The organism is Actinosynnema sp. CS-041913 (assembly GCF_050942485.1).
In the GTDB taxonomy this organism is placed as follows: domain Bacteria; phylum Actinomycetota; class Actinomycetes; order Mycobacteriales; family Pseudonocardiaceae; genus Actinosynnema.
Genome location: NZ_CP192037.1, coordinates 6,629,808 through 6,650,160, shown reverse-complemented (window position 1 = coordinate 6,650,160; position 20,353 = coordinate 6,629,808). Strand labels below are relative to the sequence as shown.

General features: G+C 67.3%; 13 protein-coding genes and 3 rRNA genes. 10 read left to right on the top strand and 6 right to left on the bottom strand.

Features of this window, described 5'->3' with window-relative positions:
- Window positions 1-18: 18 nt before the first annotated feature.
- The 4 genes from sufC to ACQPZF_RS29555 are packed head-to-tail and all read left to right on the top strand — an operon-like array spanning window position 19 to window position 2,925.
- A complete protein-coding gene (sufC, locus tag ACQPZF_RS29570) occupies window positions 19-786 on the top strand; it encodes a Fe-S cluster assembly ATPase SufC (RefSeq protein WP_433262470.1) in 768 nt (255 codons plus the stop codon).
- A 34-nt stretch (window positions 787-820) separates the two neighbouring features.
- Complete coding sequence (locus tag ACQPZF_RS29565) at window positions 821-2,092, top strand: cysteine desulfurase (RefSeq protein ID WP_433262468.1); 1,272 nt, start codon at window positions 821-823, stop codon at window positions 2,090-2,092.
- Complete coding sequence (gene sufU, locus ACQPZF_RS29560) at window positions 2,093-2,536, top strand: Fe-S cluster assembly sulfur transfer protein SufU (RefSeq protein WP_433262466.1); 444 nt, start codon at window positions 2,093-2,095, stop codon at window positions 2,534-2,536.
- Window positions 2,533-2,925 (top strand): metal-sulfur cluster assembly factor, encoded by a 393-nt coding sequence (locus tag ACQPZF_RS29555; protein WP_433262464.1) that lies wholly within the window; start codon window positions 2,533-2,535, stop codon window positions 2,923-2,925. Before sufU ends, ACQPZF_RS29555 begins: the two co-directional genes overlap by 4 nt.
- 99 nt (window positions 2,926-3,024) lie before the next feature.
- Here the strand turns inward: ACQPZF_RS29555 and ACQPZF_RS29550 are convergent, their stop codons facing one another.
- From ACQPZF_RS29550 to ACQPZF_RS29530, 5 genes are all read right to left on the bottom strand, one after another.
- The gene (locus ACQPZF_RS29550; protein ID WP_433274740.1) at window positions 3,025-3,213 is read right to left on the bottom strand and encodes a CBS domain-containing protein; all 189 of its coding nucleotides are present in this window, start codon (window positions 3,211-3,213) and stop codon (window positions 3,025-3,027) included.
- Window positions 3,214-3,229: 16 nt separating this feature from the next.
- The gene (locus ACQPZF_RS29545) at window positions 3,230-4,348 is read right to left on the bottom strand and encodes a carboxylate-amine ligase (protein WP_433262462.1); all 1,119 of its coding nucleotides are present in this window, start codon (window positions 4,346-4,348) and stop codon (window positions 3,230-3,232) included.
- Between the two features lie 91 nt (window positions 4,349-4,439).
- Window positions 4,440-6,143: an EAL domain-containing protein gene (locus tag ACQPZF_RS29540; protein WP_433262460.1), complete on the bottom strand. Its 1,704-nt coding sequence runs from the start codon at window positions 6,141-6,143 to the stop codon at window positions 4,440-4,442.
- 40 nt (window positions 6,144-6,183) lie between these two features.
- Window positions 6,184-7,269, bottom strand: a complete 1,086-nt coding sequence (locus tag ACQPZF_RS29535) for a lycopene cyclase family protein (protein ID WP_433262458.1) — start codon at window positions 7,267-7,269, stop codon at window positions 6,184-6,186.
- Complete coding sequence (locus tag ACQPZF_RS29530) at window positions 7,269-8,240, bottom strand: MASE1 domain-containing protein (protein ID WP_433262456.1); 972 nt, start codon at window positions 8,238-8,240, stop codon at window positions 7,269-7,271. The genes ACQPZF_RS29535 and ACQPZF_RS29530 overlap by 1 nt, the downstream gene beginning before the upstream one ends.
- Window positions 8,241-8,596: 356 nt before the next feature.
- Here ACQPZF_RS29530 and ACQPZF_RS29525 point away from each other — a divergent pair.
- The 5 genes from ACQPZF_RS29525 to ACQPZF_RS29505 all read left to right on the top strand — a co-directional run bounded on the left by ACQPZF_RS29525 (window position 8,597) and on the right by ACQPZF_RS29505 (window position 18,337).
- Window positions 8,597-10,112 (top strand): 16S ribosomal RNA (locus ACQPZF_RS29525).
- A gap of 342 nt (window positions 10,113-10,454) precedes the next feature.
- Window positions 10,455-13,534, top strand: a 23S ribosomal RNA gene (locus ACQPZF_RS29520).
- A 102-nt stretch (window positions 13,535-13,636) separates the two neighbouring features.
- Window positions 13,637-13,753 (top strand): 5S ribosomal RNA (rrf, locus tag ACQPZF_RS29515).
- Together the 16S, 23S and 5S rRNA genes form the textbook arrangement of a ribosomal RNA operon.
- A 65-nt stretch (window positions 13,754-13,818) precedes the next feature.
- Window positions 13,819-15,393 (top strand): deoxyguanosinetriphosphate triphosphohydrolase family protein, encoded by a 1,575-nt coding sequence (locus ACQPZF_RS29510; protein WP_433262455.1) that lies wholly within the window; start codon window positions 13,819-13,821, stop codon window positions 15,391-15,393.
- A gap of 145 nt (window positions 15,394-15,538) precedes the next feature.
- A complete protein-coding gene (locus tag ACQPZF_RS29505) occupies window positions 15,539-18,337 on the top strand; it encodes a S8 family serine peptidase (RefSeq protein ID WP_433262453.1) in 2,799 nt (932 codons plus the stop codon).
- 150 nt (window positions 18,338-18,487) lie between these two features.
- Here the strand turns inward: ACQPZF_RS29505 and ACQPZF_RS29500 are convergent, their stop codons facing one another.
- The gene (locus tag ACQPZF_RS29500) at window positions 18,488-19,465 is read right to left on the bottom strand and encodes a hypothetical protein (protein WP_433262451.1); all 978 of its coding nucleotides are present in this window, start codon (window positions 19,463-19,465) and stop codon (window positions 18,488-18,490) included.
- A gap of 305 nt (window positions 19,466-19,770) precedes the next feature.
- Here ACQPZF_RS29500 and ACQPZF_RS29495 point away from each other — a divergent pair, with 305 nt between their 5' ends.
- Window positions 19,771-20,346 (top strand): hypothetical protein, encoded by a 576-nt coding sequence (locus tag ACQPZF_RS29495; protein WP_433262449.1) that lies wholly within the window; start codon window positions 19,771-19,773, stop codon window positions 20,344-20,346.
- The last annotated feature ends 7 nt before the right edge of the window (window positions 20,347-20,353 follow it).

Sequence of the window (20,353 nt, the reverse complement as noted above, 5' to 3'; positions counted from 1 at the left end):
GGAGAACTGAGCAGCGACATGGCCACTCTGGAGATCAAGGACCTGCACGTCTCGGTCGTCACCGACGAGACGACCAAGGAGATCCTCAAGGGCGTCGACCTGACCATCAAGGCCGGCGAGACGCACGCGATCATGGGTCCCAACGGCTCGGGCAAGTCCACCCTGTCCTACGCCATCGCCGGTCACCCCAAGTACACCGTCACCTCCGGCGCAGTGCTGCTGGACGGCGAGGACGTGCTGGAGATGAGCGTGGACGAGCGCGCCCGCGCGGGTCTCTTCCTCGCCATGCAGTACCCGGTCGAGGTGCCCGGCGTCTCGATGTCGAACTTCCTGCGCACCGCCGCCACCGCCGTGCGCGGCGAGGCCCCGAACCTGCGGCACTGGGTGAAGGAGGTCAAGGGCGCGATGACCGACCTGGACATCGACCCGGCCTTCGCCGAGCGCTCGGTCAACGAGGGCTTCTCCGGCGGTGAGAAGAAGCGCCACGAGATCCTCCAGCTCGGCCTGCTCAAGCCGAAGATCGCGATCCTGGACGAGACCGACTCCGGCCTGGACGTCGACGCGCTGCGCGTGGTGTCCGAGGGCGTGAACAAGTACAAGGAGTCCGGCGAGGTGGGGGTCATGCTGATCACCCACTACACCCGGATCCTCAAGTACATCCAGCCCGACTTCGTGCACGTGTTCGCGAACGGCCGGATCGCCGAGTCCGGTGGCCGCGAGCTGGCCGACCAGCTCGAAGAGCACGGCTACGTGAAGTACGCCGGGAGTCTGGAAGCCGCCAAGTAAGCGTTCCGAGAGTTCGAGAGGAGGCGTCGGATCAGTGACCACCACCGCTACCCCACTGGACGTCGCTACCGTGCGGGCGGACTTCCCGATCCTGGGCCGCACCGTGCGGGAAGGCAAGCGGCTGGTCTACCTGGACTCCGGCGCCACCTCGCAACGTCCGAGGCAGGTCCTCGACGCCGAGCGCGCGTTCCTGGAGACCGCCAACGCCGCGGTGCACCGCGGCGCGCACCAGCTCGCCGAGGAGGCGACCGACGCCTACGAGGGCGCGCGCGCGAAGATCGCGTCCTTCGTGGGCGTGGACTTCGGCGAGATCGTGTTCACCAAGAACGCGACCGAGGGCGTGAACCTCGTCGCGTACGCGATGGGCAACGCGGCCACCGCGGGCCCCGAAGCCGACCGGTTCCGCATCGGCCCCGGCGACGAGATCGTGGTCACCGAGATGGAGCACCACGCCAACCTCGTGCCGTGGCAGCAGCTCGCGGCCCGGACCGGCGCGACCCTGCGCTGGTTCGGCGTGACCGACGACGGCCGGCTGGACCTGGCGGACGACCCGGTCAACGAGCGCACGAAGGTCGTGGCGTTCACCCACCAGTCCAACGTGCTGGGCACCGTCAACCCGGTCAGGCTCCTGGTCGACAAGGCCCGCTCGGTCGGCGCCCTGACGGTGCTGGACGCCTGCCAGTCGGTGCCCCACAGCCCGGTCGACTTCCGCGCCCTGGGAGTGGACTTCGCGGTCTTCTCCGGCCACAAGATGCTCGGCCCCTCGGGCGTGGGCGTCCTGTACGGCAGGCGTGAGCTGCTGGAGGCGCTGCCCCCGTTCCTGACCGGCGGGTCGATGATCGAGATGGTGCGGATGGAGGGCTCCACGTTCGCCCCGCCGCCACAGCGCTTCGAGGCCGGCGTGCCGATGACCTCGCAGGCGGTGGCGCTCGGCGCGGCCGTGGACTACCTGAACGCCATCGGCATGGACCGCGTCGCGGCACACGAGCACCAGCTCACCGAAGCCGCCCTGCGCGGCCTGGCGGAGATCCCGGGCGTCCGCATCGTCGGCCCGCCCGACACGGTGGACCGCGGCGGGGCGGTGGCGTTCGTGATCGACGGCATCCACGCCCACGACGCGGGCCAGGTGCTGGACAGCCTCGGCATCGCGGTGCGCGTGGGCCACCACTGCGCGTGGCCGCTGCACCGCCGCCTCGACGCCGCCGCCACGGTGCGGGCGAGCTTCTACCTGTACAACACCCCGGACGAGGTCCAGGCCCTGCTGGACGGCGTCCGCGAGGCGCAGAAGTTCTTCGGAGTGGCGTAGATGCAGCTACAGCAGATGTACCAGGAAATCATCCTGGACCACTACAAGAACCCGCACGGCCGCGGCCTGCGCGACCCGTTCGACGCGGAGTCGCACCAGATCAACCCGACGTGCGGCGACGAGGTCACCCTCCGGGTCAAGCTGGACGGCGACACCGTCGCGGACGTCTCCTACGACGGCCAGGGCTGTTCCATCAGCCAGGCGTCCACGTCGGTGCTGACCGACCTGGTGGTCGGCAAGCCGGTGGGTGAGGCGTTCGAGAAGATGGACGCCTTCGTCGAGCTGATGCAGGGCCGCGGCCAGGTCGAGCCCGACGAGGACGTCCTCGAAGACGGCATCGCGTTCGCCGGGGTGGCCAAGTACCCGGCACGTGTGAAGTGCGCCCTACTGGGCTGGATGGCATTCAAGGACGCGGTGGCCCGCAGTGAAGGAGCAACGGCATGACCACCCCTGAAGACGTGGTCCGCGGCGTGGAGGGCATGCCCGAACCGCCCGCGCCGAAGGCGGACCTGGCGAACCTGGACGACGTCGAGGAAGCCATGCGCGACGTCGTGGACCCGGAACTCGGCATCAACGTGGTCGACCTGGGCCTGGTCTACGACATCCGCGTGGACGAAGAGAACGTCGCCGTGATCGACATGACCCTCACGTCGGCGGCCTGCCCCCTGACGGACGTCATCGAAGACCAGACGCGCAGCGCCCTGGTCGGCGGCGCCGGCGGCGGCATCGTCGACGACTTCCGCATCAACTGGGTCTGGATGCCCCCGTGGGGCCCGGAGAAGATCACCGACGACGGCCGCGAGCAACTGCGCGCCCTCGGCTTCACGGTCTGAGCCGCTGCACGACCCGAGCCGCTGCACGGCGTGACGCGACGGGCTGACCTGGCAGCGTGACGGGGCAGCGGTCGTCGGTTCCCACCGGCGACCGCTGCCCTACCTCGCGTACACCTTCTCGACGAACTCCGCGATCTGCCCGTCGTCCAGGTGCCGGGCCAGGTCGGCCTCCGACACCATGCCCACGAGCCGGTGGTCCTCCAGCACCGGCAGCCGCCGGATCTGGTGCTCCTCCATGGTCCGACGGGCGCGCCGGAACTCGCCACGGGCGTCCTGGCAGAGCGGAATTCGAGGTGAAAGGAACTCAGGTCTGCCTCACCAGCAGGTCCACCACATCGGACAACGAACCCCGACGCAGGAACGCCCGCCGCTGACGGGTGGCCCCACCACCGTCCACCAGCAGCCGCGCGATGCCCTCGTCCACCAGCTCCTCGTCCCCGCACGCGCGCAACGCGGGCCGCGTCCAATCCGCCAACGCCCGCACCTGATCGGCCGCCGCGACCAACCGCCCGGTGTGCGGGTCGACCCCGGCGCCCTCCACACCGTCACGCGCCGCACGCCACAAAGCGGTCCGCAAGACCAGGTCCGACACCTGGAGCGCGGGTATCCCGGCCACCGCGGTGGCGGCGATGGCCCGTACCAGAGCGGCGATCAGCACCGCCTCCTCCACGGTCGCCGCGACATCGCACACCCGTAACTCGACGGTCGGGTGGTTCGCCGAGAGCCGCACGTCCCAATAGACCATGCCCTTGTCCATCGCCGCGCCCGAGTCCCGCAGCACCTGCATCGCCAGGTGGTACTCCTCGGGGGACGCGAACTGCGGCGGCGGGCCAGCCGACGGCCACGGGCTCCACGACAGGTAGCGCCAGCTCGCGTACCCGGTGTCGCGCCCCCCGGAGAACGGCGAGTTCGCGCTGATCGCCAACAGCACCGGCAGCCAGCGCCGCAGGTGGTTGGAGATCAGCACGCCGGTCTCCTCGTCCGGGATGCCGATGTGCACGTGGCACCCGCAGATGGTCAGCGCGTCGATCAGCGACCCGTACTGGAGCGCGATGTCCCGGTACCGCTGGTTGTCGGTCAACGGCGGCGGGCGGTCACCGCCCAGCACCGGCGTCCCCGTGGCCACGATCCGCGCGTTGTGCTCCCGCGCCAGGCCGTTCAACGCGCGCCGGGCCAGCACCACCTGGTCGCGCACCTGGTCCATGGTCCGGCACACGGCGGTCGCGCTCTCCACCTGGAACCGGGTCATCTCGGCCTGGAGGTCCAGCACGCCGTCCGCGGCGCCCAGCACCTCTCCGGCCAGCGGCACCACCACCCCGGTGACCGCGTCCACCAGCAAGAACTCTTCTTCCACCCCTACCGACAACGCCGTCTCGAACTCGGTTCGCGGACGCGGTAGAGCGGTGACCTCGACTTCGCTCACCAGGGACCTCCCTGCGGTGGGTAGTCAGCCTGATGCTATGAGTGATCAGGGTAGTGGCACAGGCAGCGATGCGGTGAACTTCCGGGCGCGGCTAGCTGACCGCGAGGTGGGCTCCTCCACGCAGCACGTCCACATGGTCGCTGCCCGGACGGCCCAACACCCAACTGTTGCCCCGCAACGACTTCGCGTGCTCCTTCAGTGGCGCGAGCAGCCGGGAGACCTCCCGGTACGACCCCACCGTACCCGCTGCGCAGACCAGCGTGGCCAGCGACAACGTCACCGCGTGCCCTTCGGCGTCGAACGGGGTGTCCAGCACACCCGCCGAGTACGGCACGATCTCGTTCAAACCGGCGACGATTAAAAAGTCGTCCCCGCCGACGTGCCCCACCTGGACGCCGGGGAACTTCGGGGCGCCCTCGGTCAGCGTCCGCCCGAGTGCCCGGATCAAGTCGTCGCCCGCCGCGAACCCCACCGAGTCGTTCACCCGTTTGAACGCGTCCACGTCCAGCCACCCCACGGCGAAGATCTCGCCGTTGAGGATCCGCCGGTCCACTTCGCGCGCGATCGAGTCGCTGCCGGGCAGCCGGGTCAGGGGGCTCAGCGCGGCGGCCTGCTCGACCTTCAGCTCCGCGATGCCGCGCACCACGTCCGCCACCCGCACCACACCCAGGCACCGGTCGTCGCCGTCCACGACCACCAGGTCGTCGTTGGTGCGCTCCCGGTTGGCGTGCGCGACGATGTCCAACAGCTCCAGCGCGGTCGACTCGGCGCCGATCACCCGAGGCTTGTCCGCCAGCCGCGCGGCCTCCCGCTTGGCGTGCAGGGCGTGCCCGAACGGCCCGGTCACGGCCAGCAGGAACCGGTTGCGGTCCACCGTCCACCGCGGCCGGCCCTCGTCGTCCACCAGCACCACGCCGCTCACCGACGGCTGGGTGGCCAGCACGTCCCGCACGTCCTCGGAGGTCGCCGACTCGGGCAGCGTGGTCGCCGGGTGCAGGAAGTCGGTGACCTTCGGACCCGACTTGCGGCGCAGCGGCTTGGTCGTCGTCTTGCCGACCGCCTCCGGGTCGTTGACCTCGCTGAGCACGGCCGAGATGGTCACGTTCACCTTGGGCCGGCGCTGCGCCGCCGCCAGCAGGTTGCCCTGCGCGAGCCGGACGCCCAGCTTGCGCAGCGCCACGAGCTGCGCCTCGGTCTCCACACCCTCGGCGACGATCTGCGAGTCGGTCGCCTCGCACAGGTGCTGCAAGGCCTGGACCAACGCGACCCGCGTCGGGTTGTCGGGCAGCTCCTGGACGACCTCGCGGTCCAGCTTGACCACGTCGGGCTGCACCTCGGCCAGCAGCGACAGCGGCGAGTCGCCCTCGCCGACGCCGTCCAGGCCGATCTTGAACCCGTCCTCGCGCAGCCGGGCCAAGGCCTTGACCAGCCGGTGGCGCGGGGCGCGCGAGTACGGCGTGCCGACTTCCACCACCAGGTTCGACGGCGTGCGGCCGGTGTCGCGCAGCGCGGCGTAGAGCGGGGCCATCTGCTCCGGTTTGTCCGCGATCGTCATCGCGAGCAGGTTCACGTGCAGCGGCAGGGTGAAGTCGTGGTCGGCCGCGTTGCGGACCGCACGACAGGCGAGGGCCACGTCGGTGTTCGCCAAATACCCCGCACGGAATGCCATGCGGAGCAGATCCTGCACGCTGCCGTCGTGTGGCCGGGCCAGTGCCTCGACCGCGACGACCCCTCCGGTGTGGAGGTTGAACAGCGGCTGGAAGGCGAAGCGAACGTCATCCAGCAAGGCGGGCACACTCTGATCGTGCCCGGTCGATCTTCGTATGCCCAGACCGTTAACCAGGTGTTCTCATACCCTTGGCCGGTTGCACGGAAAATGCCAAACGGACCCGCAACCTCCACGGCGCGGCGCGGAACAAGGCGGACATCGCGCCCAGCGCGCCACGGGGGTCCGCGCGGTCGCCAAGGTAGTTTCGTTGCTGATTCTCAGGCAATTGGAAAAATAGGTCGAAAAATTCCGGAACCTGTTCGGGCCGCATCGCCAGCAACGCGGCGAGACCGCGCTCGCGGAACACGTGAACGGCCTTCGCCCGAGCCGGCCACACCACCCGCCTGATCGGCACGCCGTCCGCGATGGCCCGTGCCACCTCGGGCGCGAGCCGCAGCGCGTTCGCCACGCCGTAGCCGGTGGCCGGGTGCACCAGCCCCGCCGCCGCGCCGAACGCGTCCACCTCCGGCCGCCCGTCCAGCGGAATGCGCACCCGCTCCTCGTCGGACGGCAGCGGAATCCCCCGCGCGGCGAGGCGCGCGCGCAGGCGCAACCGCAGTTCCGCCAACGGCAGACCCGGCGCGCGCGCCAGCGACGTCTCCTCCAGCAGCACCTGATCGTCCGACACCGGGATGGCGTAGAGGAACGTCGGGTCCGGCGTACCGGCGTCCGGCGGCTTGCGCCAGTCCATGATCAGAGCCTCGCCGTCGCCCACGAACGGCTCGGCGTGGGCTCTCGGCACCACCACACCCACGGCGTGCTGGGCTGCACGACCCTCCGAGGCGCCCGCCGCGTTCACCACCAGGCCGGCCCTGAGCACATGCCCGTCGCGCAGCACCACGTGCCGGGGACCGCGCTCGACCACAGTGCCCCGCACCACCCGCACGTCATCGGGCAGCCGCCGGAGCCGTTCGTTGTCCAACACGGCGTACCCGCGCGCGATCCGGTGCTCCGTCGTCGCGACCACCCTGGCTCCGCCGGCCGACACGGCGATCGGCGCGTCGACCGGCAGCTCGTCCGTCCACGCCGCGTAGGTCGCACGCCACGGCCGTTCCGGGTGCGGGTCGACCAACGCGGTGACCAGACCCCGGCCCGAGCACGCCGCCGCGAGCGCCCGACCGGCCGGACCGCCGCCGACGATCAGCACGTCCACTAGCGGGCGTCCGGACGGGTCGGCGGCAGCGCATCGCGGGACAACAACGGCTGGTACTGCTGCACGACGTCGGTCAACTGCGCACACGTCCGTTCGATCGCTCTACGCGCCTCGTTGCGCTCGGCGATCACCGCGCTCAACACGAGCGTCGTCAACGCGACCGTGACGTTGAACGCCTGCAACATCACCATCCGGTGGAACACGTCCAAGGCGGCGAAAGGGCCGATCCCGGCCGCCGCGCCCCGCGCCGCCATGACGGTCGCGATGAGCGCGCACGGCGCCGCGCCCAGGTGCTGGAAGCGCAACGCGCCCCAGATGGCGAACGGGAACACCACGTACAGCAGCCGCACCGGACTGGTCGCCGCGATCACCATGACCACGACCGTGCAGGCCAGCAGCGCCGCCAACTCGGCCGCCCGCGCCGGCTCCAGGCGGCGGGCCGCGCGCACGGCCAACACCAGCGGCACCAGGACCAGGACACCCATCACGTCGCCCGTCCACCACACCGACCAGGTGGACCAGAAGCCCGACCGGTCGATCGCGCCGGTGAGCATCAGCGCGCCCGTGCCGACCGAGGCGCTGACCGCCATGCCCGCGAACGCGCCCAGGAAGACCAGCGCGAGGGCGTCCCGCGTCCGACCCAGCTCCAGTCGGAAGTCGAAGTGCTTGAGCAGGAGGAAGGCGACCACCGGGCCCAGGGTGTTGCCGGCGCTGATCAGGAACGCCGAGCTGCTGTCGCCCAGCGTCGCGTTGACCACGAAGGCCGCCACGGCGATCGCGGGCCACAGCCGCACACCGCCCAACAGGAGAGCCAGCAGTGCGATACCGGTCGGTGGCCACAGCGGGGTCACCTGGTCGTTGACCAACGCCTGGAGCAGACCGAGGCGTGCGCCGGCGTAGTAGCAAGCGGCGACCACGAGGAGGTGGATGCCGTACTTGCCCCACGGGCGGAGTCGAGGGCGGAGCAGCACCCGGACAGCATCCTCCGTGTTCGCCCTCCGCACCACGTCTAGCTGCGGAGATGCCACAACCGACCCCCCGATTTCACTATCCGGGGACACTCGTGTAAGTTTCTCCATGCCAGCGCGGAACGGGCCGGGAAAGCCGGAACGGAGCGCGGCGCACAAGCCCCGGAATGGACTGCGGTAAGACGCGGGTCAGGATGGTGAGCGCGTGTTCTTTGAGAACTCAACAGCGTGCCGAATAGCCAGTAAATTTATGAACCTCGTCAAGAGGTTTCCTTTGAGATTGACTGGACAACTGGCAATATGCACGGACCCTGTTCCGGTTCGTGTTGTCAGTGTTGTCCGAGCGATCAACTCATTCCTTATTGGAGAGTTTGATCCTGGCTCAGGACGAACGCTGGCGGCGTGCTTAACACATGCAAGTCGAGCGGTAAGGCCCTTCGGGGTACACGAGCGGCGAACGGGTGAGTAACACGTGGGTAACCTGCCCTGTACTCTGGGATAAGCCTGGGAAACTAGGTCTAATACCGGATACGACCTGTCACCGCATGGTGGTGGGTGGAAAGTTCCGGCGGTATGGGATGGACCCGCGGCCTATCAGCTTGTTGGTGGGGTGATGGCCTACCAAGGCGACGACGGGTAGCCGGCCTGAGAGGGTGACCGGCCACACTGGGACTGAGACACGGCCCAGACTCCTACGGGAGGCAGCAGTGGGGAATATTGCACAATGGGCGGAAGCCTGATGCAGCGACGCCGCGTGGGGGATGACGGCCTTCGGGTTGTAAACCTCTTTCAGTAGGGACGAAGCGTGAGTGACGGTACCTACAGAAGAAGCACCGGCTAACTACGTGCCAGCAGCCGCGGTAATACGTAGGGTGCGAGCGTTGTCCGGAATTATTGGGCGTAAAGAGCTCGTAGGCGGTTTGTTGCGTCGGCCGTGAAAACTTCACGCTTAACGTGGAGCCTGCGGTCGATACGGGCAGACTTGAGTTCGGCAGGGGAGACTGGAATTCCTGGTGTAGCGGTGAAATGCGCAGATATCAGGAGGAACACCGGTGGCGAAGGCGGGTCTCTGGGCCGATACTGACGCTGAGGAGCGAAAGCGTGGGGAGCGAACAGGATTAGATACCCTGGTAGTCCACGCCGTAAACGGTGGGTGCTAGGTGTGGGGGGCTTCCACGTCCTCCGTGCCGCAGCTAACGCATTAAGCACCCCGCCTGGGGAGTACGGCCGCAAGGCTAAAACTCAAAGGAATTGACGGGGGCCCGCACAAGCGGCGGAGCATGTGGATTAATTCGATGCAACGCGAAGAACCTTACCTGGGCTTGACATGCACCGGAAACCCATAGAGATATGGGCCTCTTCGGACTGGTGTACAGGTGGTGCATGGCTGTCGTCAGCTCGTGTCGTGAGATGTTGGGTTAAGTCCCGCAACGAGCGCAACCCTCGTTCCATGTTGCCAGCACGTTATGGTGGGGACTCATGGGAGACTGCCGGGGTCAACTCGGAGGAAGGTGGGGATGACGTCAAGTCATCATGCCCCTTATGTCCAGGGCTTCACACATGCTACAATGGCCGGTACAGAGGGCTGCTAAGCCGTGAGGTGGAGCGAATCCCACAAAGCCGGTCTCAGTTCGGATCGGGGTCTGCAACTCGACCCCGTGAAGTCGGAGTCGCTAGTAATCGCAGATCAGCAACGCTGCGGTGAATACGTTCCCGGGCCTTGTACACACCGCCCGTCACGTCACGAAAGTCGGTAACACCCGAAGCCCGTGGCCCAACCCGTAAGGGGGGGAGCGGTCGAAGGTGGGACTGGCGATTGGGACGAAGTCGTAACAAGGTAGCCGTACCGGAAGGTGCGGCTGGATCACCTCCTTTCTAAGGAGCATCTCTCGTTCCGGTTCGCCGGGACGGAGGCCACGCCGGCGGCGAATGATCGTCGGGTGGGGCTCAATGATGTGGATGCTGGCTAATGCAGGATCTCGGGTTGTTCGCAGAGTTAGTACTGTCCGTGAGGGCGTGGAAGGGTCTGCGAGGGGTTCGGGTTTTCTGTTCGGTACGCTGTTGGGTCCTGAGGGAACACGTGAGTGTCCTTTCAGCGAGGAAACGACAGGCTGTCTCAGTCTTCGAACCGTTCGGTCTTGGCCGGGTAGGCGTTGGCAGGGTGGGATGGTGTCTGGTTGTTCTTTGAGAACTGCACAGTGGATGCGAGCATCTTTGTGGCAAGTTATTAAGGGCACACGGTGGATGCCTTGGCACCAGGAGCCGATGAAGGACGTAGGAGACTGCGATAAGCCTTGGGGAGTTGTCAACCGAGCTGAGATCCAAGGATTTCCGAATGGGGAAACCCGGCCCCAGTCATGTGGGGTCACCCACGCCTGAACACATAGGGTGTGTGGAGGGAACGCGGGGAAGTGAAACATCTCAGTACCCGCAGGAAGAGAAAACAACCGTGATTCCGTGAGTAGTGGCGAGCGAAAGCGGAAGAGGCTAAACCGTATTCGTGTGATACCCGGCAGGGGTTGCGTGTGCGGGGTCGTGGGACCTACTGGCCAGTTCTGCCGGATTGGCGAAGAGTCAGAAAATACTGTGGTTAGCGGAACGTGTCTGGAAAGCGCGGCCGTAGAGGGTGAGAGTCCCGTACGTGAAAACCCGGTATCTCTTTGTAGTGTTCCCAAGTAGCAGCGTACTCGTGAAATTCGCTGTGAATCTGGCGGGACCACCCGCTAAGCCTGAATACTCCCTGGTGACCGATAGCGGACTAGTACCGTGAGGGAAAGGTGAAAAGTACCCCGGGAGGGGAGTGAAATAGTACCTGAAACCGTGTGCCTACAATCCGTCGGAGCCTTTCGGGGTGACGGCGTGCCTTTTGAAGAATGAGCCTGCGAGTTAGTGCTGCGTGGCGAGGTTAACCCGTGTGGGGTAGCCGTAGCGAAAGCGAGTCCGAATAGGGCGTCAGAGTCGCGTGGTCTAGACCCGAAGCGGAGTGATCTAGCCATGGCCAGGGTGAAGCGTGGGTAAGACTGCGTGGAGGCCCGAACCCACCAGGGTTGAAAACCTGGGGGATGAGCTGTGGTTAGGGGTGAAAGGCCAATCAAACTCCGTGATAGCTGGTTCTCCCCGAAATGCATTTAGGTGCAGCGTCGTGTGTTTCGTGCCGGAGGTAGAGCACTGGATGGTCTAGGGGGCCCACAAGCTTACCGAAATCAACCAAACTCCGAATGCCGGTACGTGAGAGCGCGGCAGTGAGACTGCGGGGGATAAGCTTCGTAGTCGAGAGGGAAACAGCCCAGAACGCCGGCTAAGGCCCCTAAGTGTGTGCTAAGTGGGAAAGGATGTGGGGTCGCCCAGACAACCAGGAGGTTGGCTTAGAAGCAGCCACCCTTTAAAGAGTGCGTAATAGCTCACTGGTCAAGTGGTCCTGCGCCGACAATGTAGCGGGGCTCAAGCACACCGCCGAAGCCGTGTCATTCCGATTATGTCGGGATGGGTAGGGGAGCGTCGTTCAGCCATTGAAGCGCCGGAGTGATCCAGGTGTGGAGGCTGGACGAGTGAGAATGCAGGCATGAGTAGCGAAAGCAGAGTGAGAAACTCTGCCGCCGGATGACCAAGGGTTCCTGGGCCAGGCTAATCCGCCCAGGGTAAGTCGGGACCTAAGGCGAGGCCGACAGGCGTAGTCGATGGACAACGGGTTGATATTCCCGTACCCGTGTGAACGCGCCCATGGCGAACCTTGTGATACTAACCGCCCGAAGCGCCGTGGAAGTCTTCGGACGACTGTGGTTGTGGAGCGCGGGACCTGAACTTGTAGTAGTCAAGCGATGGGGTGACGCAGGAGGGTAGCTCCGCCAGTGAGTGGTAGTACTGGTGTAAGCGTGTAGGCCGACGTGCAGGCAAATCCGCACGTCATTCAGGCTGAGACGTGATGCATAGCCGATTGAGGCGAAGTAGGGTGATCCCATGCTGTCGAGAAAAGCCTCTAGTGAGTGTTCATGCGGCCCGTACCCCAAACCGACACAGGTGGTCAGGTAGAGAATACCGAGGCGATCGGGCGAACTGTGGTTAAGGAACTCGGCAAAATGCCCCCGTAACTTCGGGAGAAGGGGGGCCGAGGGATTTGAAGCCCCATGCGGGCTAGGATTTTTCGGCCGCAGAGACCAGCGAGAAGCGACTGTTTACTAAAAACACAGGTCCGTGCGAAGTCGCAAGACGATGTATACGGACTGACGCCTGCCCGGTGCTGGAACGTTAAGGGGACCGGTTAGTCCTTCGGGGCGAGGCTGAGAACTTAAGCGCCAGTAAACGGCGGTGGTAACTATAACCATCCTAAGGTAGCGAAATTCCTTGTCGGGTAAGTTCCGACCTGCACGAATGGCGTAACGACTTCTCGACTGTCTCAACCACAGGCCCGGCGAAATTGCATTACGAGTAAAGATGCTCGTTACGCGCGGCAGGACGGAAAGACCCCGGGACCTTTACTATAGCTTGGTATTGGTGTTCGGTTCGGCTTGTGTAGGATAGGTGGGAGACTGTGAAGCGGCCACGCCAGTGGTTGTGGAGTCGTCGTTGAAATACCACTCTGGTCGTACTGGATGTCTAACCTCGGTCCGTGATCCGGATCAGGGACAGTGCCTGGTGGGTAGTTTAACTGGGGCGGTTGCCTCCCAAAGGGTAACGGAGGCGCTCAAAGGTTCCCTCAGCCTGGTTGGCAATCAGGTGTCGAGTGCAAGTGCACAAGGGGGCTTGACTGTGAGACCGACGGGTCGAGCAGGGACGAAAGTCGGAACTAGTGATCCGGCCATGGCTTGTGGAAGCGTGGTCGCTCAACGGATAAAAGGTACCCCGGGGATAACAGGCTGATCTTGCCCAAGAGTCCATATCGACGGCATGGTTTGGCACCTCGATGTCGGCTCGTCGCATCCTGGGGCTGGAGTAGGTCCCAAGGGTTGGGCTGTTCGCCCATTAAAGCGGTACGCGAGCTGGGTTTAGAACGTCGTGAGACAGTTCGGTCCCTATCCGCCGCGCGCGTAGGATACTTGCGGAAGGCTGTCCCTAGTACGAGAGGACCGGGACGGACGGACCTCTGGTGTGCCAGTTGTCCTGCCAAGGGCATTGCTGGTTGGCTACGTTCGGAAGGGATAACCGCTGAAAGCATCTAAGCGGGAAGCCTGTTCCTAGATGAGGTATCCCACCCATTCGTGGGGTAAGGCCCCCAAGAGACTATTGGGTTGATAGGCCGGAGATGGAAGGTCGGTAACGGCTGGAGTTGACCGGTACTAATAGGCCGAGGACTTGTCACGAAAATGCTACGCATCCACTGTGCGGTTCTGAAAGAACCAACCGGACACACCAGGCGACCGAGTACGGGCGCGGGGTGTCTGTGGTTGGTAATTTCATAGTGTTTCGGTGGTCATGGCGGAGGGGGAACACCCGGTCCCATTCCGAACCCGGTAGTTAAGCCTTCCAGCGCCGATGGTACTGCACTCGTGAGGGTGTGGGAGAGTAGGACGCCGCCGAACATTCTTTCCCTGCTTTGTGCGTTCGTGGAGCTGCCTCCGGGCCGCGCACGGTCTATTTTCTTGCCATGCACCGCGAGCGCGACGACCCGAGGACGCTCCGCAGGTCCGGTGGCGACAGCACGACGCCCGTCCCGGCCGACCTGGCGGCCAGCCCGTTCCGCGTGGACCGCGACCGGGTGGCCAGCTCGCCGTTCTTCGCCCGGCTCGGCGGCGTCACCCAGGTGGTGAGTTCCACCGGGTCCGGGCTCCTGGTGCACAACCGGCTCACGCACAGTCTCAAGGTGGCGCAAGCCGCACGGGCCATCGCCGAGCGCCTGGGCTCCCGGCCGGAACTGGCCGGGGTGCTCGACAAGCTCGGTGGCTGTGATCCGGATGTCGTCGAGGCGGCGTCCCTCGCGCACGACCTCGGACATCCGCCGTTCGGGCATCTCGGTGAGCAGGTGCTGGACCGCCTGGCCCGGCACCGGTTCGGACTGTCCGACGGGTTCGAGGGCAATGCGCAGTCGTTCCGCATCGTCACCACGACGGACGTGCGCGGTCCGGCCGCGGTGGGGCTCGACCTCACGGTGGCGGTCCGTGCGGCGATGCTCAAGTACCCGTGGACTCGGCTGTCCTCTCCGCAGCCGCATCCGAAAGACATGGCCGCGCCGCCGCGCGGAGGCGCCGAACCGCCGGACGCGCCGGGCACGGGTGCGGCGAAGTTCTCGGCCTATGTGACCGAATTGGACGACCTGTCCCAGGCCCGCGAGTTCTACCGGGGACGGCTGGAGCCGTGGCAGCAGACGGTCGAGGCGTCCGTGATGGACACCGCCGACGACATCGCCTACGCGATCCACGACTTGGAGGACTTCCACCGCGTCGGCGTGTTGCAGCACGCCACCGTGTCGGCCGAGTTGAACACTTGGCTCGATCACGCGGTCGAACTGGCTTCGTTGAGCGCCGCCGAACTCGCCGGGCAGGAACGCCGGCCCGGCCGTTCCCTGGAGGCGCTGCGCCGCCGGCTGCACGCGAAGGACTCGTGGGCGGTGGACGACGGCGCGTTCGCGCAGGCCGTCGGCAAGGTGCGGGCGGAACTGGTCGACGGGCTGCTGGCGGTGCCGTTCGACGGTTCGGTGGAGGCTGAGCAGGCGGTGGCGGCGTTCTCCGCGCGGTGGACGCGGCGGCTGGTGGACTCGGTCGGTGTGATCGAGAAGCCCACGACCAGGTCCGGGCATGTGGTGTTGGCCGTTCGGCAGTGGCACGAGGTGCAGGTGCTGAAGTTCGTGCACCGGCGGTTCGTGCTGCTGCGCCCTGATCTGGCTCTGCACCAGCGTGGTCAGGCGCGGCTGCTGACGGCGTTGGTGGAGGCGTTGGAGCAGTGGGTGACCGATCGGCACGAGGCCGACCGGCTGCCCCGCCGCCTGCACGACCTGGTGGAACTCGCGAGTGCCGAGTACGCGGTCCTGGCGCGCACCGATCCGGCGGCGCTGGTCGGCGCGACGGGGGAGACACCGTCCGGACCGGACGCCGTCCGGGGGCTGGCGCGTGGCCGGGCGGTGGTGGACTTCGTGGCGTCGCTGACCGACAACCAGGCCGCCGCGCTGCTCGACGCGCTGTCCGGGCGCACCGGCCAACTGTGGACGGACGCGTTCGTACTGTGAACTGTGATGACTCTTGGGGCCGGGGAAGTAGGCCGAACGGTGGCAGACGGTACTGATCTGTGCGCAATACGTTGACCCCTCGGTCCGGAGACATCCGGCCGGTGGTCGCGTGCGTCGGGGGCACGCTCAACGTGGGGGAACGCCTGTGCGCTCACCGATTCGCCGATTCCGAAGAAAATCCCTGCTCGCGGCCGGTGCCGCGGTTCTGCTGACCCTGCTCGGCTCCGTCACGCCCGCCTCCGCCGACCCCCCGAGGGCCACCAAGGGCGTCGAGGACAGGACCGCCGCCCAGATCGCCGCGTTGCAGGCCATCAAGAGGTCCGTCACGCCCGCCGAGTCCAAGATGGACAGCGCGCTGGTCGTGGAACAGCGCCGGCGGTCCAGCGTGACCGCGTTCAACAAGCTCCCGGCCTTGCAGACCGGGGTGAAGGTGCACAGCGGCAACACCGTCGTGGTGGACATCCGCGCCCACCAGGTCACCGACGAGCTGGTCGCCGCGGTCCGCGGCGTGGGTGGCGCGATCCGTTCGGTGTCCACCGAAGGCAAGACCGTCCGCGCCCAGGTTCCGCTCGCTTCGCTGAGCGGGTTCTCCGCACGTGCCGACGTCCGTCGCGTGGAGACGGCCGTCGAGTACAAGTCGTTCCACCAGCAGGACCGGGCCGGCCGGGACGCCAAGGCCCCGTCGAAGGAGGAGAAGGCCAAGGAGGTCGAGGCCCGCACCCTCGCCGCGCTGGCCGCTCCGGGGGCCGCCGCACGGATCAACGAGGGTGACCGGGCGCACGCGGCCGACACCGCGCGCCAGACCCATCGGGTCACCGGCACGGGCGTGAAGCTGTGCGCGTTGTCCAACGGTGTGCGGTCGCTGCCCGCGTCGCAGGCCGCGGGCGAGCTGCCGGCCGTGGACATCCTGCCCAGCCAGGAAGGTTCGGGCGACGAGGGCACCGCGATGCTGGAGATCCTCCACGACATCGCGCCCAACGCGAGCCTCGGCTTCGCGACCGCGACCAACGGCGACGCGAGCCTCGCGGACAACATCCGAGGTCTGCGTTTCCAGCTCGGCTGCGACGTGATCGTGGACGACATCCTGTACTTCAACGAGTCGCCGTTCCAGGACGGCATCATCGCCCGTGCGGTGGACCAGGTCGTCGCCGACGGCGCGGTGTACTTCTCGTCCGCCGGCAACGAGGGCAACGTCGTCGACGGCACGTCCGGGCACTGGGAGGGCGACTTCGTCGACTCCGGCGTGGGCATCGGCAAGTTCGCGGGCGTCGCGCACGACTTCAACCCCGGCCCCGACGCGAAGCAGGTGTTCAACCCGCTGTCGGACAGCTCGGGCAACGTGCCGGTGACGCTGTTCTGGACGGACCCGCTGGCGTCCTCGTTCAACGACTACGACCTGTACCTGGCCAACACGCAGGGCAACGTGGTGGCGGCCGGCCAGAACATCCAGGACGGCACGCAGGATCCGTACGAGCGGCTGAACACGCCGGCGGGCGGGGTCGGCCTGCGGCTGGCGGTGGTGAAGTTCCGCGGTGAGGACAGGTACCTGTCGCTGTCGGCGTTGGGCGGGCGGTTCAAGGATTCGTCCGACGGGCTGAAGAAGTACTCGACGCCCGGCGTGTCCCGCGGCCACTCGGCGGCCAAGGGCGCGATCAGCGTGGCGGCGGCCCCGGCGAACGTCCCGTTCCCGCTCGACCTGGAGCCGGGCGACCCGGCGAACCCGCGCGGGCCGTACCCGAACGTGTTCGACAGCACGCAGAAGCCCGAGCGATTCACTTCGGACGGTCCGCGTCGGGTGTTCTTCGCGCCCGACGGCACCCCGCGTGACGAGGTGCGGCAGAAGCCGGACCTGACGGCGGCCGACGGGGTGCGGACCACTGTCACCGGTTTCGACCCGTTCTTCGGCACCTCGGCGTCCGCGCCGAACGCGGCGGGCATCGCGGGGCTGATCCTGTCCGGCAACCCCGGCCTCACCCCGGCCGAGGTGCGGGAGGCGCTGACCGCGACCGCGCTGGACATCGGCGAGGCCGGTGTGGACAACCGGACCGGCGCGGGCATCGTGCGGGCCGACTTGGCGCTGGCCTACACGGGCGCGTCGCCGCAGCCGTTGGCCCTCGCGCAGAAGCCTTCGGTGGTCAACGACAGCGATGGCAGCCAGTACCTGAAGCCGGGCACCACGGCCACGCTGACCGTGCCGGTGCTCAACTCCGGTGACGGTCCGGCGGCGTCGACCAGCCTGGTGCTGACCACGCCGACGGCGGGGGTGACCATCGCGCCCCGGTCGAAGTACTACGGCAACGTCGAGGCCGGTCAGACGGTGACCAACACGTTCAAGGTGACGCTGCCCGCGTCCGCGCAGATCGGTGTGCCGGTGCGGTTCGACGCGCGGGTGACCTACGCCGGGGCGACGTCGCCGACGACCAGGACGTTCCCGATCGCGGTCGGTCGGCCTGCCCCGGAGGCGAAGCACTTCGCCTACAGCGGTCCGGTCGTGGCGATCCCGGACAACGACACGGTGGGCGTGGCGGTGCCGATCACGGTCAGCGGCGTCGGGCACGGGGCGAGGATCACGTTCTCGGTGGACGGCGCGACATGCAGCGCGGCCGACGGCGCGACGACGGTCGGCATCGACCACACTTACGTCGAAGACCTGGTGGGCACGCTGACTTCGCCTTCCGGTGCGTCGGCGACCGTGTTCCAGCGCAGCGGCGGCACGGGCGCGAACCTGTGCCAGGTGGTGTTCGACGACTCCGCCGAGAAGCCGTTCTCGTCGGTGGTCTCGGCGCAGGCGCCGTTCACCGGCACGTGGCGGCCCACCGGTTCGCTGGGCGCGCTGCTCGCCGAGCCGGTCGACGGCACGTGGACGTTCCGGGTGGTCGACTCGGTGGCGTCCGACCGCGGCTCGATCCGCGCGGTGTCGCTGCACGTCAACGGCTACGTGTGACCCGCCGGTCCGGCTGAGCACGTCAACGGCTACGTGTGACCGGCCGGTCCGGCTGAGCACGTCAACGGCTACGTGTGACCGGCCGGTCCGGCTGACACGACGACGGCCCCCGGGGATCGCTCCCCGGGGGCCGTCGCTCGTGGTCTTCGGCTACTTCGGCCACTCCCAGCGGATGCCGAACACGCCCGGTCCGAAACCCAGCGCCACCGCGTGCACCCCGCCGGCGTTGTCCAGCGCCAGGTTGCGCCGCCGCGACGGCGTGTCGTCACCGGCGGGCACGCTGAACTGCTGGCAGCGCGACGGCAGGTACGACGGGTCGAACCGCACCTCGATCACGTACTCCCGCACCGGGAGCCGGAACTTGCGGGCGAACGTGTTGTTGCCCGCCGGGTAGTGGCCCTCGGCGAACAGCAGCTCGTACTCCATGATGATGGTCTCGCCCCTGGTCAGGGGCCGGTCGAACATCAGCTCGGCGGCCATGATGTTCGCGTCGGTGTCCTCGGCGACCCGCCCCAGGTGGCAGTTGCGCAGGTTGGCGACCCGGGGGAGGACGTCGGACTCCTCGGTCTCGAACACCAGCGCCCAGCGGTCCGGGCCGTCCTGCTCGGCGCGCAGGATCTGCCGCACCCACGCCGAGCGCTGGCCGCCGTCGGCGGCGATCTCGATGCGGTCGTGCTGGCTGATCCGGCCGAGCTTCACGTCGGAGGACGTGTCGACCTTGGTGAGCAGGTTCGCGACCCGCTCGCGACGCGCCCACAGCGCGTCGATCGGCATCATCGTCGTGGGTCGCGAGCGCCTGCCGCGCGGCCTCGGTGGGCCGAGCAGCGCGGACAGGCCTGCCTGCGGCACGCCGAGCACGGTCTCCAGGTGGCGCAGCGCCTCCAGCGACTCGGGTCGCTCGGGTCGGCGTCGGCCGGACTGCCAATAGCTCAGCGTCGCGACACTGATGGTGACCCCGCGCAGAGCGAGCCGGTGCTGGATGCGGTCGAGGCTCAGCCTGCTGGCTTTGATCGCGGCTCGCAAGGCCTCGGGGAACGGTCCCGTGGTCAGGAGCTGCGCAAGACTGCCGTGTCCCGTCGAGTCGAGTTCGTCGACGGACAGGTTGGGTCGACCGGCAGCGTTGGTCATTGTGACTCCCCGCTGTCATTAGATCACGCCCCAGTGACCCTACCCGCCAATGTAGTGCGGCGTTGCCTACCAGGTGGAGTCAATGATTGGGCCATATGGGTTACGAGTTCACTGGGGTGGCACTGGTTCTGTCAAGTGGTGATTGCTCTAGCTTCGGTTCGTGTAAACCCGCCGGTAACATTGTGCCTGACGCGCAAGGGGTCCAGGAAGTGGCCTCTTGGGTATCTGCGCGGCGTTATGGCCCTGCCCGGAGCGGCGTGCGGTCGGATGGCGTCAGACGATCGGTTGGCCCTACTGTGTGCCCGGTGACCGCCGCCCAGGACCTCGTGCCCGTGCCGGAGGACCCGCTGACCGAGGTGGCCGCGGCGGTGCTGGGGGCAGGCGTGCACCAGGTGGTCGACCTGCTGGACGTCGTGCGCAGCCCTTCCCCGCACCCGGTCGACGTGGTGCGCGCGGGCGACGACCTGCTGCCGAGACTGGCCCACGAGAACGCCCTGACCCACGCGCTGCACCTCGCCCGCGAGGCGTTGCGTCCGGGCGGGCTGCTCGTCGCGGCCGTCCCCGAGCTGGACAAACTCAGCCTGCTGCGCCCCACCGCCCCGCCGCCGAAGGTCTCGGGCCGGGGCAAGGACCGCCAGGTGACGGTCCAGTTGTGGGACTGGTCGCCCGACGGCGAGTCGTACGCCCTGGAGGTCGTCCAGCTCGTCCGGGGCGAGAACACCTGGGAGGTGGCGAGCACCGTCGCCACCCGCCACCGGGTGCTCTCCCCGGAGCAGATCTCGGACGAACTGGCCGGGGCGGGGTTCGGCGCCGTCCAGCGCCTGTCGCCCGCCGAGTGCGGCCACCCACTCCCGGTGTGGGTGGCGGTGGCCCCGGCATGACAGCGCA

Coding starts and splice junctions, on each gene's coding strand:
- sufC (WP_433262470.1), top strand. CDS start 19: ATGGCCACTCTGGAGATCAAGGACCTGCACGTCTCGGTCGTCACCGAC.
- ACQPZF_RS29555 (WP_433262464.1), top strand. CDS start 2,533: ATGACCACCCCTGAAGACGTGGTCCGCGGCGTGGAGGGCATGCCCGAA.
- sufU (WP_433262466.1), top strand. CDS start 2,093: ATGCAGCTACAGCAGATGTACCAGGAAATCATCCTGGACCACTACAAG.
- ACQPZF_RS29500 (WP_433262451.1), bottom strand. CDS start 19,465: ATGACCAACGCTGCCGGTCGACCCAACCTGTCCGTCGACGAACTCGAC.
- ACQPZF_RS29510 (WP_433262455.1), top strand. CDS start 13,819: ATGCACCGCGAGCGCGACGACCCGAGGACGCTCCGCAGGTCCGGTGGC.